Source organism: Paenibacillus sp. FSL H7-0331, from assembly GCF_001956045.1.
Genome location: NZ_MRTH01000046.1, coordinates 1 through 14,297, shown reverse-complemented (window position 1 = coordinate 14,297; position 14,297 = coordinate 1). Strand labels below are relative to the sequence as shown.

Genomic DNA, 14,297 nt, shown 5'->3' with positions numbered 1-14,297 from the left:
ACGAGGGCATGTTTTTGGATCGTATCCCTCCGCAAAATCTGGAAGCCGAGCAGGCCGTGCTCGGCGCTATTTTGCTTGACGGCGAATCACTCGTCACTGCGATGGAGCGGATCAATAGTGACGACTTCTATCGTACGTCGCATCAGCGGATTTTTGAATCGATGCTGGAGCTGGCTGAGGAGGATGAGCCGATTGACTTGATCACGCTGACGTCCAAGCTGCAAAATAAGCAGCAGCTGGAGGAAATCGGCGGGATCAAGTATTTATCTGAGCTTGCAAATGCGGTGCCTACTGCGGCCAACATCGACTACTACGCACAGATTGTGGAAGAGAAGTCGATGCTGCGGCGGTTAATTCGGGCGGCTACCAACATCGTTACGGATGGTTATGCCAGTACGGACGATGTGGCTGAGCTGCTGGGTGAAGCAGAGAAGAAGATTCTAGAAATTTCCCAGCGCCGTTCCTCAACCGGGTTCATAGCGATTCGTGATGTGTTAATGGAGGTTTTTGACAAGGTCGAATACCTTTATAACAATAAAGGCGGAACGACCGGAGTCAAGTCTGGATTCCAGGATCTGGATAAAATGACATCCGGTTTTCAGCGTTCGGATTTAATCATCGTTGCCGCACGTCCTTCGGTAGGAAAGACGGCATTTGCCCTGAATATTGCGCAAAATGTAGGTGTACGGGAGAAGGAAACCGTTGCTATTTTCAGTCTGGAAATGGGTGCTCCGCAGCTGGTACAGCGGATGATTTGTGCGGAAGCGAACGTGGATGCGACTCGGATGCGTACGGGCTCCTTGGAGGCCGAGGATTGGGAGAAGATGACGATGGCGATTGGTTCCCTGTCGGAAGCCAACATCTACATTGATGATTCCCCGTCGGTGACGGTTGCGGATATTCGCGCAAGATGCCGCAGACTCAAGCAGGAGCGGGGGCTTGGGATGATCCTCATCGATTACCTGCAGTTGATTCATGGCCGCGGTAAAGGCGATAACCGGCAGCAGGAGGTATCGGAAATTTCCCGTACCTTGAAGCAAATTGCCCGGGAGCTGGATGTACCGGTCATTGCATTGTCCCAGCTGAGTCGTGGTGTCGAGCAGCGTCAGGATAAACGTCCGATGATGTCGGACTTACGGGAATCGGGCTCCATTGAGCAAGATGCCGATATCGTCGCCTTCTTGTATCGTGATGATTACTATGATAAGGAATCCGAAAAAAAGAACATTATCGAGATTATCATCGCCAAACAGCGGAATGGTCCGGTAGGTACGGTAGAGCTGGCCTTTTTGAAAAATTATAATAAATTTGTCGGGCTGGATCGCACGCATCAGGAAGCAGCAGGCCGATAAACCAATGGACGAACATTTCAACACGAAGCTGTACAAACGTTCGTTTTTATTGACTTTAGGTCAAGTAACTGCTAGAATACTAAAGGTGCTTTATGCCTTTTTGGCTAATTATAGGTGAAACTTTCACCTGATGGGGGTTAGATTGCATGTCAACGGTTGTGGTTGTCGGAACCCAATGGGGCGACGAAGGAAAAGGTAAAATTACCGATTTTCTTGCTGAGTCTGCAGAAGTGGTGGCACGTTACCAGGGTGGTAACAATGCGGGTCATACGATTTTGATTGATGAAAAAAAGTACAAATTAACAATGGTTCCTTCAGGCATTTTTTATGAAAATAAAGTGTGCGTTATTGGTAATGGTATGGTAATTAATCCAGGCGCGCTGCTTGAAGAGATTCAATATATTCATGATAATGGTTTTACTACGAATAATTTGAAAATTAGTGACCGCGCACATGTCATTATGCCGTATCATTTGCTGCTTGATGGTCTGGAAGAAGATCGCAAGGGTGAGAACAAGATCGGTACGACACGTAAGGGAATTGGTCCTTGCTATATGGATAAAGCAGCTCGTAATGGTATCCGGATTGCCGATTTGATGGATGCTGAGGAATTCACGAACCGCGTACGTCAGGTTGTTGCCGAGAAAAATGTGTTGATCGAGCAAGTATACGGCGCAGCAGCTGTAGATGCAGAGGCTATCATTACTGAGTATTTGGGATATGCAGAGCGGATTCGCCCTTATGTAACCGATACCTCTGTCATCCTGAACGATTTGATCGATGCTGATAAGAAAGTATTATTTGAAGGTGCTCAAGGCGTTATGCTTGACATCGACCAAGGGACTTATCCATTCGTTACATCATCCAATCCATCCGCAGGTGGCGTTTGTATCGGTTCCGGTGTAGGACCGAGCAAAATTCAACAGGTTATCGGGGTTGCCAAGTCTTACACAACACGTGTAGGCGACGGTCCATTCCCAACCGAGCTTAACAACGATATCGGTGATTGGATTCGTGAAAAAGGCCACGAGTACGGTACGGTAACAGGTCGTCCTCGCCGTGTGGGCTGGTTTGACAGTGTAGTCATCCGTCATGCTCGCAGAGTAAGTAGTATTACAGGACTATCCCTGAACTCGCTGGATGTGCTGGCGGGCTTAGAAACTGTGAAAATTTGCACATCGTATCAGTACCGCGGTGAAACGATTGAGCATTACCCAGCCAGCTTGAAAATGCTGTCCGAGTGTGTAGCTGTCTATGAGGAGCTGCCAGGTTGGAGCGAGGACATTACAGGCGTTCGGAAGCTGGAGGATCTGCCAGTTAATGCCCGTAAATATATCGAACGTGTTGTAGAGCTGACCGGGATTCCGATCTCGATTTTCTCTGTAGGCCGTAACCGTGAGCAAACGAATTTGGTACATGAAATTTTCTAATTTTAAAGCTTGCTCTATTCAATCTCTCAAGGCCTGTTTCACAGGTTTTGAGAGATTTTTTGCTTGAAATGGGTTGATTTGGCGCAAAGCCGTCCATACTGAAGGAAGCAAGCTGTATTAGCAGCTGCTGAGAACTGAATGGCGGGAGCGGATAACAAATGAAACTAATTCAAGGTACGATCAAGCTGCTAGTAAGCATCATGATCACCTCTATCGTATGTGTAGTATGTACATTCACAGTCATGAATGCCTATGTCGATATGGTTCTTGATCAATATGAACTGAAATCAAGTACACTAACAGCACCAAGCTGGTCGCAATTTATTGCCCATTTGGGTAAGCAAGCGGAAGGCTTTCATTTATTTGCGGAGGGTAAGAACGAAATCCCACCAAAAGGAACACAACCTGATAATCGAACAGGCACTAACCGCGAGACACCACCGAATGATGCGATAGCTGTATTTGGACATCAGCAGGGTACTGACAAGAAAGAAGAGAGCAAATCGGAAAATCAAGCTAACACAGGAAGCTCGACCAATACCCCGAATTCCTCTGAAGCTGGCAGTGGGTTAAATAAGCCAAATGCTGGAGCGGTTTCTGAAGCTTCACCGAACAGTTTAAGCAGCAGTCTCAAAGCGGACGGCAGTACGGATATTGGTTCAGGTGGAAAAGTGGTCGTTTCCGGAGAAGAGTTCACGAAGAAAAAGGAGCAGCTATCCAACGAGGATAAGAATCAGATTTTCAAACTGCTGCTGACCCGTGTCCCTCAGACTGAAATTCAACATATTTCCAGTATGATGGAGGATGGGATCACAGCCAGTGAGTTGAGTGAAATCGAGAAGATCCTCAAAAATTATTTGAAGCCGGAAGAATTCTCCCAGCTTCTTGGTATGATCAAACCTTAGCCTTCCACCCCGGCTTGTCCTGCAATGCCTCCATATTTCGCAATCGTATCCTCCGTTTGGCGGAGTCGCGATGACTCGACAACGACTTGCATCATGAATCCAGAGGTGGGTTCGGATGCAGTATTCGACAAGCTCGGGATCGCTGACTCTGCTCCATTGTTTGCAGCCAAATCCCCAGCTTGCATGTTAATATCGATTACTCCCTGCTCTTTCAGTAAGCGGATTGCGGATTCCATATCTGTCTGACTGCTAAAACTGGCTATTAAACTTTCCATTTAATGGCTTCACACCCCCGTCATGTTTCGACCTTCGTTTACACGCTTCCTTAACAATGTGTTGAAATTCACAGTTAACCTATGTTAAATTGATTAAGAGCCTACGGCTTTCATTAGTATGCCTACTTAAGTTTTGTTTATGTATTTGGCAAAAAACAAGTTAAAGGAGAACAACATGAGTGTTTTAAAAGGAATGGGCTGGGCTAAGGAGCTGCTGGACAAGTCGAAGCAGAAGCTTACCAATAACCCGTTACGCAATTTGAACTTAAAGCGTCATCTGAAATCGGCCGCATCGACGAATGAACATGAACAATCACATATACCAGCAGAAGCAATCCAACTCGTAGAATCGGTAGATTCTAAGGAATCGATAGAGATCGTACAAGCAGTAGAAACATCAGAATCGATAGAAACCGTACAATTGGTAGAGAAAGTAGAAGGTACAGATACCTTATCAGCAGCAGAAACCGTGGAAACCGAGCAAGTATTGGCGTCAGTAGCAACTGAAGAAGCGATACATAGAACAAAAGGAATCCTTAGACTTGGACATAAGTGGACCCTAGTCAAGACGGCAGCTGTTGCCAGTGTGATTACGGCAGTAATATGGGGTGGTAACCATTATATTGTTAGCAATATGAACCAGGTGTATCATGTGTCCGTGAATGGTACAGAGATTGGTGTCGTGTCTGATGTATCGATGGTTGAGCAGTTTGAGGCTTCTAAAGTCAAAGAATTAGCTAGTAGCCAACAAGATTTGAGAATGGTTGTTCAGGAGCCTATGGTCACATATAGTGCTGAAAAGGCTTTCATGGGAAAAACCAACGATAAGGAAGTATTGGACAAGCTTACAGGTTATATATCAGCCTATCCGATCGGGACCGAGCTGTTGGTTGACGGTAAAAACGTAGGCGTTGTGAAAAACAAGGAAACCGCCAATCAGGTTCTGGAGCAGATCAAGACGAACGTGCTCGATAAGAAGAAGGACGCAAAGGTTCGGATTCTATCAGCGGCGGCACCCGTAGAATCGGGGGAGCTGCAGAAGATAGAGTTTGTGCAAAAGGTAGAGCTTCACGATATTCCGATTCAGCCTCAGGATGTAGTCAATCCTGATGAGCTCAGAAAAAAGCTGGAAACCGGAGATGTGCAGCCGGTACAGTATACAGTGGTACAGGGCGATTGTGTCTCCTGCATCGCAACCAAGCTTAATATTTCCAAGCAAGTCATCTATCAAAATAACCCTACGGTCGTAGATGATAAATTAAAAGTAGGCCAAAAGCTTGATTTAACCGTGCTGCAGCCAACATTAGCGGTTCGTACCGTAGAGAAGGTAGTCGAGAACCAGGAGATCCAGTTCGATACGGATTTCGAAAAGGACAGCAACGTGATGCTGGGGACAGATGAGACGTTGAGGCAAGGCAAAAATGGCATGAAAAAAATAACGATTCTCGTTACAAAAGTGAATGGCTTGGTCATTGAGGAAGCCGTCCAGGGCGAGGAAGTTGTCGTGCAGCCAGTCAAGGCGCTTGTGCGTAAGGGTACGAAGGTCATTACAGGCCAGGGTACAGGTAAATTTGCATGGCCGGTTCAATCCTACAGTATTACCAGTACATTCGGCTACCGTTGGGGCGCATTGCATAAAGGGCTTGATCTCACATCACCGAATAAAACGATCCTGGCTTCGGATAACGGAAAGGTCGTATATGCGAGCTATGATAACGGCTATGGCAATCATGTGATTCTCGATCATATGAATGGCTACAAAACGTTGTACGGACATATGAGTCAAATGTATGTGAAAGTTGGACAAATCGTAGAAAAAGGCGAGAAGATAGGTTTTATGGGCAGTACCGGCAACTCTACAGGTGTACATTTGCACTTTGAGGTACAAAAAAATGATACCGCCGAAAATCCATCGAAATATTTGAATCGTTAGCACTTATACAGGTTGAGGATATTCCCCAAAACCGTAATTATATGTTATTGGAATCGTGAATGATAGCTTGAGAGATAACCGGCAGCGAAAGGCTGCTCGTTATCTCTCTTTTTATTACCATGATGTGTAAATTGACGGTCTAAAGCAGGTACAGCCGTTTATCCTCGCTTCAGGATGTGGTAAGATACAGATAGTGAATTCGAGAAGGAACAGGCGGTGATCGTAAGGATGGCGAAAATACTCGTTGTCGATGATGAACAACCGATTGCGGATATATTAAAGTTTAATTTGGAAAAGGAAGGCCATGAGGTCATATGCGCTTATGATGGGGGCAGAGCGGTAGAGCTTGCCTTTGAAGAGAAGCCGGACTTGATCCTACTGGATTTGATGCTTCCGGTTAAGGATGGTATGGATGTGTGCCGTGAGGTACGAATGAAGCTGAACACACCTATCATTATGCTGACCGCAAAAGATAACGAGATTGATAAGGTACTGGGTCTGGAGCTGGGAGCGGATGATTATGTCACCAAACCGTTTGGAACCCGGGAGCTGCTGGCAAGGGTGAAGGCGCATTTGCGCAGACAGACGAAGGTGCAGCTGACACCTCCTGTGGAATCGGATGCCCGCCAAGGCTTTAAGATCCATGACTTATTTATCGACAGTGATATGTATATGGTGTACAAGGGAGAGCAGCCGCTGGATCTGACACATCGTGAGTTTGAGCTGGTACAATATTTGGCCAAGCAAAGTGGTAAAGTGATGACTCGGGAGCATCTGCTGCAGGCTGTATGGGGCTTTGAATACTTCGGAGATGTGCGCACCGTGGACGTTACTATTCGCAGACTGCGTGAGAAAATCGAGGATGACCCGAGCCGGCCGGAATATATTATGACACGCCGTGGACTCGGATATATGATGCGTAATCCGAAGACCGGGAGCTTTTGATCCATGAAAGGTCTTCGGTTTTTTCAATCGATCCAGGCTAAGCTGATTATTATTTATGTGCTGCTGATTGTCATAGCGATGCAATTGATCGGAGTCTACTTTACCCGAACGCTGGAGAGCTATTTTAAAACCGAATTTATTAATTCCCATAACACGCAGGCACAGCTGCTGGCCCAATATGTGGAGCCTTACTTATCTGTGAACAATGAAGAGACGAAGTCAGGGGAAGCACGTAAGACGAATGCCGATCTTAATGATGTCGTCAATAATTTGTTTGCGATCAGCAATGCGGAGATTCAGGTTATCGATGCCAACGGGATTGTGCTGTCGACGTCGATGGCAAGCCATCAGGCGGTAGTGAATCAGAAGAACATCCAGACCGAGGTCACTCGTGCCTTGCAGGGAATTAAGGATAACCAGCGGATGTTTACTGACTTTGACGGAGTGCGCAAGATGATCATTGCCAAGCCTGTAGGTACGGGCGTCAAGGTGAACGGCGCGGTTTATATTATCGCTTCCATGGAAGAAATGTATAAGCCGATGAATTTAATCAATCGTTTTTTGATCACGGGTACGCTGATGGCGCTGGCCTTGACGGCGATTCTCGGAGTGATGCTGTCAGCCACCATTACGAACCCGATCAAAGCAATCACGAAACAGGCAACGGCTGTCGCTGAAGGACGATTTAATGCGGAGGTACCGGTACTCGGCCGGGATGAGATCGGGCAGCTGGGGCAAACGTTTAATTTTATGATGGGGCGCTTGAAGGAAGCACTCTCCTTGAATGAAGAGGAGAAGGAAAAGCTGGCCTCGATCCTCACGAATATGAATGATGGCTTGATTGCTGCGGACGATGATGGCAAGGTGATTGTGATTAATCGACGCGCCAAGCAGATTCTGCAGGTGAATGAGGACACGACACTGGGCAAGCAGCTGCATGAGGTACTCGGTATTTCAAGGGATGTGCTGCGACAGTTCGAATTCGGTGAAGATCCGACGCTGCTGCTGCAGATTGAACATGACGAGGAAGAACGGCTGTCTGTGAAGCTAAGCTTTACAGGCCTGTCCAATACGGAAAAGGGCCGCTCCGGCACCATTGCGATGCTCCAGGATGTGACAGATCAGGAGAAGCTGGAGGACTCCAGACGGGAGTTTGTAGCGAATGTATCCCATGAGCTGCGGACACCGCTGACGACGATTAAAAGCTATGTGGAGGCCTTGGAGGATGGTGCTATCAACGATCCGCAGCTGGCTGGCAAATTCATTAGTGTAACGCGTAACGAAACGGAGCGTATGATTCGGCTGGTAACCGATTTGCTCCAGCTCTCCAGACTGGATTCGAAGCAGGCGACACTCAGCAAGGAATACACGAATGTATTCGAGATGCTGGAAGAAGTGGCAGACCGGTTCTCATTTCAATTGGAGCAGCGGGGAATCAAGATTGTGATTGAGGTAGCCCCTTTTCTGGAGGAAATCAAGATTGACCGCGACCGGATCGACCAGGTGCTCGATAATCTCGTGTCCAATGCCATTAAGTATACGTCAGAGCAAGGACACATAAGGATTGGGGCTCGCCTTCCTGACCCGGATATGCTGGAAATTGCTGTGCAGGATAACGGAATCGGAATCCCGAAGAAGGACTTGAGTCGGATATTTGAACGGTTTTATCGTGTGGATAAGGCTCGCTCGCGTAATATGGGCGGGACAGGACTTGGTCTCTCGATTGCCCGGGAAATAGTAAGACTGCATGGTGGGAACGTATGGCTGGATTCGGAGTTTGGTCAGGGAACGAAAGTGACATTCACGCTGCCGTACCCTGGGGATGAGGAGGCTGCATTATGATGGAGACGCTGAAATCGGCTACTCTAATATTGCTTGTTGGACTCAGTTTCGTACAAAGCTATTTTTTATCCTACAGCTCCCCGAATTTTGATCCCTTAGTGCAGGACGAGTATGTAAAGACGGATCGTATCGGCTCACAGGCGGTGCTGGAGGATTTATTGTTTCCGGATCAGGTCGTTTTGCATGTGGGTAACCTGCAGCATACGGTTCTATATCGGGGAACACCTGCTTATCGGATGGTAGTAGAGGGTGTAAATCAGCGTTCGCTTGAAGGGTTTCGTAAAATGAATCTGAGCGCCTTAAATATAAATTGGGATGATGTACGTAACAAGCAGCAAGGCATTGAAGTGAAATTTCGTGATGGCATACCGATTAATGTGTTACAACGGGTTATGCAGCTTAAGGGTGAGATGCCGCTTGAAAATGACACTATCACTAAAATCTGGATCTTTACGAAGGAAACCAAGGATGAGGTAAGGACGGTACTGTTCACCGATATACCGAATCTCGTGTATGAAGTGCAGAAATCAGATATTTCCGGCAAGGATATCGAACGGTTTGTAACTGAGGTGCAGAAGCCGGATGCAAGTGGTAAGGAAGTGATGATTCCTTATAAAACAACGAACGGGGATTATTATTTGCCGTTGAAGCCTGTTACGTTTGCCGAGGTAAGACTGCCGTTCAAACAGTTCACCGTAGATCAGCTGAAGCGAAGCTTTTTCGTGGATCCGGCGATTACCCGCAATCTCTCAGAGCGCGACGGTTCAGAAATTTATACAGATGCCAAGCGAGGCCTCCAGCTCAAAAACGACCAGAGGTGGATGACCTATTCCGACCCGGTCGCAGCAGCAACGGCTGTTGACAATAAAGAGGGCTTGCAGGAAAACCTGTTGTCAGCCGTTCAATTCGTGAATCAGCATGGCGGTTGGAATGGAGTGTATTCTCTGCAAAAGGTTCCGCAGCGACTGCTGCCGGGCAATCAGCCTTTTATTTTCCGGCAATATTACGGTTCGCTGCCGTTGATTGATCAACGGATGTATACGCTCGGACCGATGAAAATTATTGTGCAAAAAGGGGTAGTCGCCAGCTATGAGCGATCGACGATTATTCCCGATATGAGCAGCATAAGCAACAAGGAGACGACGATTATCGGTGGCGATGCGCTGGATGAGAAGCTGAATGAATATAGCAAAAAGAATTCAGTAATCTCCGTATTCCCCGGATATCGTACCGTTGTCAATGATCAATCGATGGATCTGATACCCGCTTGGGCTGTGGAGCTGCGGGATGGAAGCTATGAGTTTCTGGAATAATGCGGCAGTGTACAGCAAGCGGTTAAGCCGAGAAGGGGGTAAGCGATGGACTGGGGCCGGGCCAAAATGATTCTCATTGTGTCATTCTTTATATTGAATGCTGTGCTCGGCTACCAGCTGTGGACGACCCGTTCCGACCTGCTGGAGTTCGATGCCAATACAACGAGCGCAGCAGAGGAAATTCAGCGGCTTTTGAAAAGCAAAAATATTCAGATCTCAGCGGAGCTGCCCAAGGAAGTGCCCCGTCTGAAGGAGATTGTGGTCAGATTTACAGAGCCGGGAAATTCGAATAAGCAGATTAATCTCGAAATTCCGTTCAAGTATAACCCATTGGCAAGTAAAGGTTCTTCCAAGGATAATGTGGCAGCGCGGGCCGCCATCCCGAATCTCGATAAGTATCAATATGATCCGGTGATGAGCTCTAATGAGCAGTATGTATTTCATCAGCTGTATGGGACACTGCCGATGTTCGAAGTAAGGCTTGAATTGATTGAGCAAAATGGGATGGTGACTGCTTACCGACAGGGGTATGTGGAGGATCAGCTGACAGGTGCCCAGAAGGAGCAAAAGGTAATCTCTCCTTATACGGTACTTCGCAGCTTAATCGAAACTTATTTCCCAAGCGGTTCAGTAGTTAGCAGCATTAAGCTTGGTTATCATGGCCAAGTATTTGATTCACAGACGATGTTCCTGGTTCCGTATTGGCGGGTAACGCTGGGTAACGGAGATATATATTATGTGCATGCGTTTAACGGGGCTGTTGAGCCGCCGCAGAAAAATAAAAGTAATGCATCAGGTTAAGGGGTCAGATGGGAGCTAGTTAGATGGGAATACGGTTTAGTGTGTTAGCAAGTGGTTCCACGGGGAACAGTACGATCGTGGCAACAGAGGATAGCAAGGTGCTGATTGATGCCGGTTTGAGTGCGAAACGGGTGGAGCAGCTGTTGAACGAAAAGGATTTGTCGGGCGCCGATCTGGATGCGATTGTCGTGACGCATGAGCATTCCGACCATATCAAAGGTCTTGGAGCCATGGCTCGTAAATATGATTTGCCGGTTTACGCCAATGAAAAGACCTGGGAGCAGCTCGATAGGCTGATAGGCGGAATTGCCAATGACAAACGCTGTGTGATGGAAACAGGCGGTGTATTGGATCTGGGCAAGCTGAGAGTGGAATCGTTCGGGATTTCCCATGATGCTGCCGAGCCGGTAGGCTATTGCTTCTATCACGAGAATCAAAAGCTGAGTGTGGCAACGGATCTGGGCTATATGAGCCCCAAGGTAAAGGAGCAAATCGACGATAGCGACGTGCTGGTGCTGGAATCGAACCACGATGTCGAGATGCTGCGCGTCGGGAAATATCCGTGGAATATTAAACGTCGTATTTTGAGTGATATCGGGCATTTATCCAATGAGGCATCCGGTATCGGCTTGTGTGATGTGATGACAGAGAAAACCCAACGTGTGTATTTGGCGCATTTGAGCCGCGACCATAATATGATGGATTTAGCCAAACTGACGGTCAGCCAGATGGTGGAGGAGCGGTTAGCTCCTGATGATCACCGCGCCCGGCTGATGGATACGTATTATGACCGTGCTACAGCTTGGGATCGGCTGGAAGAGGAGTAAACGACTTGTCGAGCTCGGCCGACATCACGGCAATATCATGGGCAGTCATAATTCCTTTCTCGACTAGCAGCTCGATAAGAGCTGTAACAAGCAGGCTGTTATGGTAATGGGCATGCTTCAGATCGGCTAGCTGGGCAATCCAATTGACCTGGTCCAAATGCTGATTAATACGATTCATGGGAGGGTTCGTCCTTTCCGGATTCAAGGGTTATATACTTAGTCTAGTCCGAACTTGTAGAAATCATTCCTGTTATTTGAAAGTTTTTGAGATTGCTAGTATGGATGGGTGCTCTGTACGGGGAACGGCAGAGGGGGGAGCGGAAGACGATGGGGTTGTTTGACGATGATTTTTATTCTACAAAGGTGTCTCGCCGTAATGAATGGTCAGTCAAAGGAAAGAAGTTTCATGGCGGCTATAGAAGACGACAAGTCCCTTCCTGGCTTCTTCCTGCTTTCGGAGGAGCCGCAATTATGCTGATTGTCTTAGCGTTGTTCCGTCTGGGCAGCGGCTCCGAGCCAGCAGCGGCACCTGTCGCTGCGGCTGTTACGAATGGAACCGAACCTGCATCCGGGAATGGAACGGATACCCAGAAGCTGAGCAGTGACTCGGTTGTCAAAGCGGCAGAAAGGATTGGCCCAACGGTCATCAGCATTATCGGCTCTCAAAAGGAAGGCGAAAAGGCAGGCGCGCGCGGATCGATGGGACTCGGATCGGGTGTTATGTTCCAAAGATCGGGAGATAAAATACGGATCGTGACGAACAACCATGTCGTGGAAGGTTTTGCTCAGCTGGACGTCGTAACCTCAAGCGGTGAACGCAAGAAAGCGACGCTGCTCGGTCGGGACCAAATGACGGACCTGGCCGTTCTGGAAATTGAAGGCAGCGGGATCAAATCGGTAGCGGACTTCGGCGATTCGGATGCGCTGCGGGCAGGCGAGACGGTAATTGCCGTGGGGAATCCGCTTGGCTTGGGTTATGCACCAACGGTGACCAGAGGCATCATCAGCTGGCCGAAGCGGACCATTCCTGTGTCGTTGGGTGCACAGGGTGATTATGATTGGGAAATGGACGTCATCCAAACTGATGCGGCGATCAATCAGGGCAACAGCGGCGGTGCGCTCGTCAATCTGGAAGGTAAGATCGTCGGAATCAATACGCTGAAGGTGGCCGACACCGGCGTGGAAGGGTTAGGTTTTGCCATTCCCATCAATTCGGTGAAGTCGATTGTTGAGGTGCTGATCAAGGACCACAAGATCAAAAGACCATATATGGGTGTGGTGACGCAGGATTTGCAATCTTTTACAGGGACAGAGGTATTAAAGCTGCCTGCTGATGTGAAAGCTGGTATTATCGTGCTCGATGTCACAGGTCCTGCCAAGGATGCGGGCTTGAAGACAAACGATGTTATTGTACAATTGGATACGCAGGCAGTGGACAGCACGCTGGCGCTTCGTAAATATATATACAGTCAAAAGAAAATTGGCGATAAAATCACGATTACGTATTACCGCGGCGGGAAAAAGGCGACTGCTACCATGACGATGGCAGAGCTGAAGGACCGCTAACAGCGAGGATCTAGTATAGAGAAGAGTGGGGTCAGGTTATGTTTGTCGTATGCAAGGAGCATTTGGAATTAGCGATTGATCAGTTTGTTGATGAGTACGAGGATGCACCCGATATCGTGGATATCCAGGAAGTGTCCTTTACCGCATGGAAGCCACCTGTCCATTGTGAGCGGTGTGCAGAGCAGGCAAGGTTTTTGGTTGTATAGCGGGTAAGAGCAGATAACATCCGATAAGAAAAGAAGCCTTACTGTCGCGTGTTGGTTGCGGCATGGGGCTTCTTTTTGTGTATGGGGCTGCTTGTAGGAGTGCTGTTGAGCATAAAAAATAGATCACAGGAGGTTGCGTATGCAGCAGATTCAGATTATTGCGGTTGGCAAGTTGAAGGAGGCTTATCTCGTGCAAGGGATTGCCGAGTATGTGAAGCGCCTTGGGGCGTACGCCAAGGTGCAGATTGTTGAGGTGCCCGATGAGCGGGCACCAGACTCCATGAGCGCCGCTGAAGAGGCGCTCGTCAGGCAGCGCGAGGGGGAACGTATCCTCGCGCAAATCAAGAGCGACGCCTACGTCGTGGCGCTCGCTCTTGATGGCAAGCCGCTTACGAGCGACGAGTTGGCGCGGCATGTTGAGGGCTTAGCCACGTATGGGCGCAGCCACGTGGCGTTTGTGATCGGGGGCTCGCTGGGCCTAGCCCCCGCGGTGTTGGCGCGCGCCGAGCTGAAGCTGGCGTTCGGGCGCATGACCTTGCCGCACCAGCTGATGCGGCTGGTGCTGGTGGAGCAGGTGTATCGGGTGTTTAAAATTATTCGGGGTGAGCCTTACCACAAATGACGGCAAGTTTAGACCAAACGCAGCATCTCTAAACACGAAGTAATATTAGATGAACCGTCGTAGGCGAATGCTGTGATTGGGAATGAGGATGCGGATCTTGTGGCTGTAGGAAGGGGAAAGAGATGCTCAACGCGACGCGAGAATGGCGTTACGCTTCATCTCTGAACTTGAATGGAAAGAAGAGGCTGTCCCAAAAGTAACTATTGTTGATGCTCGGGACAGAACTATGGTTTGGAAAAGGTAAAGATGTGGATGAAAAAGGAGCTAAGCGGCTTGTACC

General features: G+C 48.3%; 14 protein-coding genes. 12 read left to right on the top strand and 2 right to left on the bottom strand.

The features are described 5' to 3' along the window. Positions 1-8: 8 nt before the first annotated feature. The 3 genes from dnaB to BK127_RS36185 all read left to right on the top strand — a co-directional run bounded on the left by dnaB (position 9) and on the right by BK127_RS36185 (position 3,687). On the top strand, positions 9-1,352 hold the full coding sequence (gene dnaB, locus BK127_RS36195; protein WP_179097727.1) for a replicative DNA helicase: 1,344 nt from the start codon (positions 9-11) through the stop codon (positions 1,350-1,352). Positions 1,353-1,498: 146 nt separating this feature from the next. Beyond that, a complete protein-coding gene (locus BK127_RS36190) occupies positions 1,499-2,782 on the top strand; it encodes an adenylosuccinate synthase (protein WP_076237561.1) in 1,284 nt (427 codons plus the stop codon). Positions 2,783-2,940: 158 nt separating this feature from the next. Continuing rightward, positions 2,941-3,687 carry a hypothetical protein gene (locus BK127_RS36185; RefSeq protein ID WP_076237560.1) on the top strand — a complete coding sequence of 249 codons (747 nt, stop codon included), beginning with the start codon at positions 2,941-2,943 and terminating at the stop codon, positions 3,685-3,687. Here the strand turns inward: BK127_RS36185 and BK127_RS36180 are convergent. Further along, complete coding sequence (locus BK127_RS36180) at positions 3,684-3,962, bottom strand: hypothetical protein (RefSeq protein WP_076237559.1); 279 nt, start codon at positions 3,960-3,962, stop codon at positions 3,684-3,686. The genes BK127_RS36185 and BK127_RS36180 overlap by 4 nt on opposite strands. A gap of 175 nt (positions 3,963-4,137) precedes the next feature. Here BK127_RS36180 and BK127_RS36175 point away from each other — a divergent pair, with 175 nt between their 5' ends. From BK127_RS36175 to BK127_RS36150, 6 genes are all read left to right on the top strand, one after another. After that, entirely contained in the window at positions 4,138-5,895 is a 1,758-nt protein-coding gene (locus BK127_RS36175) for a peptidoglycan DD-metalloendopeptidase family protein (RefSeq protein ID WP_256711598.1), read from the top strand. A gap of 228 nt (positions 5,896-6,123) precedes the next feature. Next, complete coding sequence (gene yycF, locus BK127_RS36170; protein ID WP_076237558.1) at positions 6,124-6,840, top strand: response regulator YycF; 717 nt, start codon at positions 6,124-6,126, stop codon at positions 6,838-6,840. A 3-nt stretch (positions 6,841-6,843) separates the two neighbouring features. After that, a complete protein-coding gene (gene walK / locus BK127_RS36165; RefSeq protein ID WP_076237557.1) occupies positions 6,844-8,682 on the top strand; it encodes a cell wall metabolism sensor histidine kinase WalK in 1,839 nt (612 codons plus the stop codon). Beyond that, a complete protein-coding gene (locus BK127_RS36160) occupies positions 8,679-9,995 on the top strand; it encodes a YycH family regulatory protein (protein WP_076237556.1) in 1,317 nt (438 codons plus the stop codon). Before walK ends, BK127_RS36160 begins: the two co-directional genes overlap by 4 nt. Positions 9,996-10,040: 45 nt before the next feature. Then, positions 10,041-10,796 (top strand): two-component system regulatory protein YycI, encoded by a 756-nt coding sequence (yycI, locus tag BK127_RS36155; RefSeq protein ID WP_076237555.1) that lies wholly within the window; start codon positions 10,041-10,043, stop codon positions 10,794-10,796. Positions 10,797-10,819: 23 nt separating this feature from the next. After that, positions 10,820-11,623 carry an MBL fold metallo-hydrolase gene (locus tag BK127_RS36150; RefSeq protein ID WP_076237554.1) on the top strand — a complete coding sequence of 268 codons (804 nt, stop codon included), beginning with the start codon at positions 10,820-10,822 and terminating at the stop codon, positions 11,621-11,623. On the opposite strand, the gene BK127_RS36145 is transcribed toward BK127_RS36150, so the two are convergent. Further along, a complete protein-coding gene (locus BK127_RS36145; protein ID WP_076237553.1) occupies positions 11,592-11,801 on the bottom strand; it encodes a hypothetical protein in 210 nt (69 codons plus the stop codon). The two genes, BK127_RS36150 and BK127_RS36145, sit on opposite strands and share 32 nt — an antisense overlap. Positions 11,802-11,950: 149 nt before the next feature. On the opposite strand from BK127_RS36145, the gene BK127_RS36140 reads away from it, so the two are divergent. From BK127_RS36140 to rlmH, 3 genes are all read left to right on the top strand, one after another. Beyond that, complete coding sequence (locus tag BK127_RS36140; RefSeq protein WP_076237552.1) at positions 11,951-13,189, top strand: S1C family serine protease; 1,239 nt, start codon at positions 11,951-11,953, stop codon at positions 13,187-13,189. 38 nt (positions 13,190-13,227) lie between these two features. Continuing rightward, on the top strand, positions 13,228-13,395 hold the full coding sequence (locus tag BK127_RS36135; RefSeq protein ID WP_076237551.1) for a CxxH/CxxC protein: 168 nt from the start codon (positions 13,228-13,230) through the stop codon (positions 13,393-13,395). Between the two features lie 139 nt (positions 13,396-13,534). Then, the gene (gene rlmH, locus BK127_RS36130) at positions 13,535-14,017 is read left to right on the top strand and encodes a 23S rRNA (pseudouridine(1915)-N(3))-methyltransferase RlmH (RefSeq protein ID WP_076237550.1); all 483 of its coding nucleotides are present in this window, start codon (positions 13,535-13,537) and stop codon (positions 14,015-14,017) included. The last annotated feature ends 280 nt before the right edge of the window (positions 14,018-14,297 follow it).

Coding starts and splice junctions, on each gene's coding strand:
- dnaB (WP_179097727.1), top strand. CDS start 9: ATGTTTTTGGATCGTATCCCTCCGCAAAATCTGGAAGCCGAGCAGGCC.
- BK127_RS36190 (WP_076237561.1), top strand. CDS start 1,499: ATGTCAACGGTTGTGGTTGTCGGAACCCAATGGGGCGACGAAGGAAAA.
- BK127_RS36185 (WP_076237560.1), top strand. CDS start 2,941: ATGAAACTAATTCAAGGTACGATCAAGCTGCTAGTAAGCATCATGATC.
- BK127_RS36180 (WP_076237559.1), bottom strand. CDS start 3,962: ATGGAAAGTTTAATAGCCAGTTTTAGCAGTCAGACAGATATGGAATCC.
- BK127_RS36175 (WP_256711598.1), top strand. CDS start 4,138: ATGAGTGTTTTAAAAGGAATGGGCTGGGCTAAGGAGCTGCTGGACAAG.
- yycF (WP_076237558.1), top strand. CDS start 6,124: ATGGCGAAAATACTCGTTGTCGATGATGAACAACCGATTGCGGATATA.
- walK (WP_076237557.1), top strand. CDS start 6,844: ATGAAAGGTCTTCGGTTTTTTCAATCGATCCAGGCTAAGCTGATTATT.
- BK127_RS36160 (WP_076237556.1), top strand. CDS start 8,679: ATGATGGAGACGCTGAAATCGGCTACTCTAATATTGCTTGTTGGACTC.
- yycI (WP_076237555.1), top strand. CDS start 10,041: ATGGACTGGGGCCGGGCCAAAATGATTCTCATTGTGTCATTCTTTATA.
- BK127_RS36150 (WP_076237554.1), top strand. CDS start 10,820: ATGGGAATACGGTTTAGTGTGTTAGCAAGTGGTTCCACGGGGAACAGT.
- BK127_RS36145 (WP_076237553.1), bottom strand. CDS start 11,801: ATGAATCGTATTAATCAGCATTTGGACCAGGTCAATTGGATTGCCCAG.
- BK127_RS36140 (WP_076237552.1), top strand. CDS start 11,951: ATGGGGTTGTTTGACGATGATTTTTATTCTACAAAGGTGTCTCGCCGT.
- BK127_RS36135 (WP_076237551.1), top strand. CDS start 13,228: ATGTTTGTCGTATGCAAGGAGCATTTGGAATTAGCGATTGATCAGTTT.
- rlmH (WP_076237550.1), top strand. CDS start 13,535: ATGCAGCAGATTCAGATTATTGCGGTTGGCAAGTTGAAGGAGGCTTAT.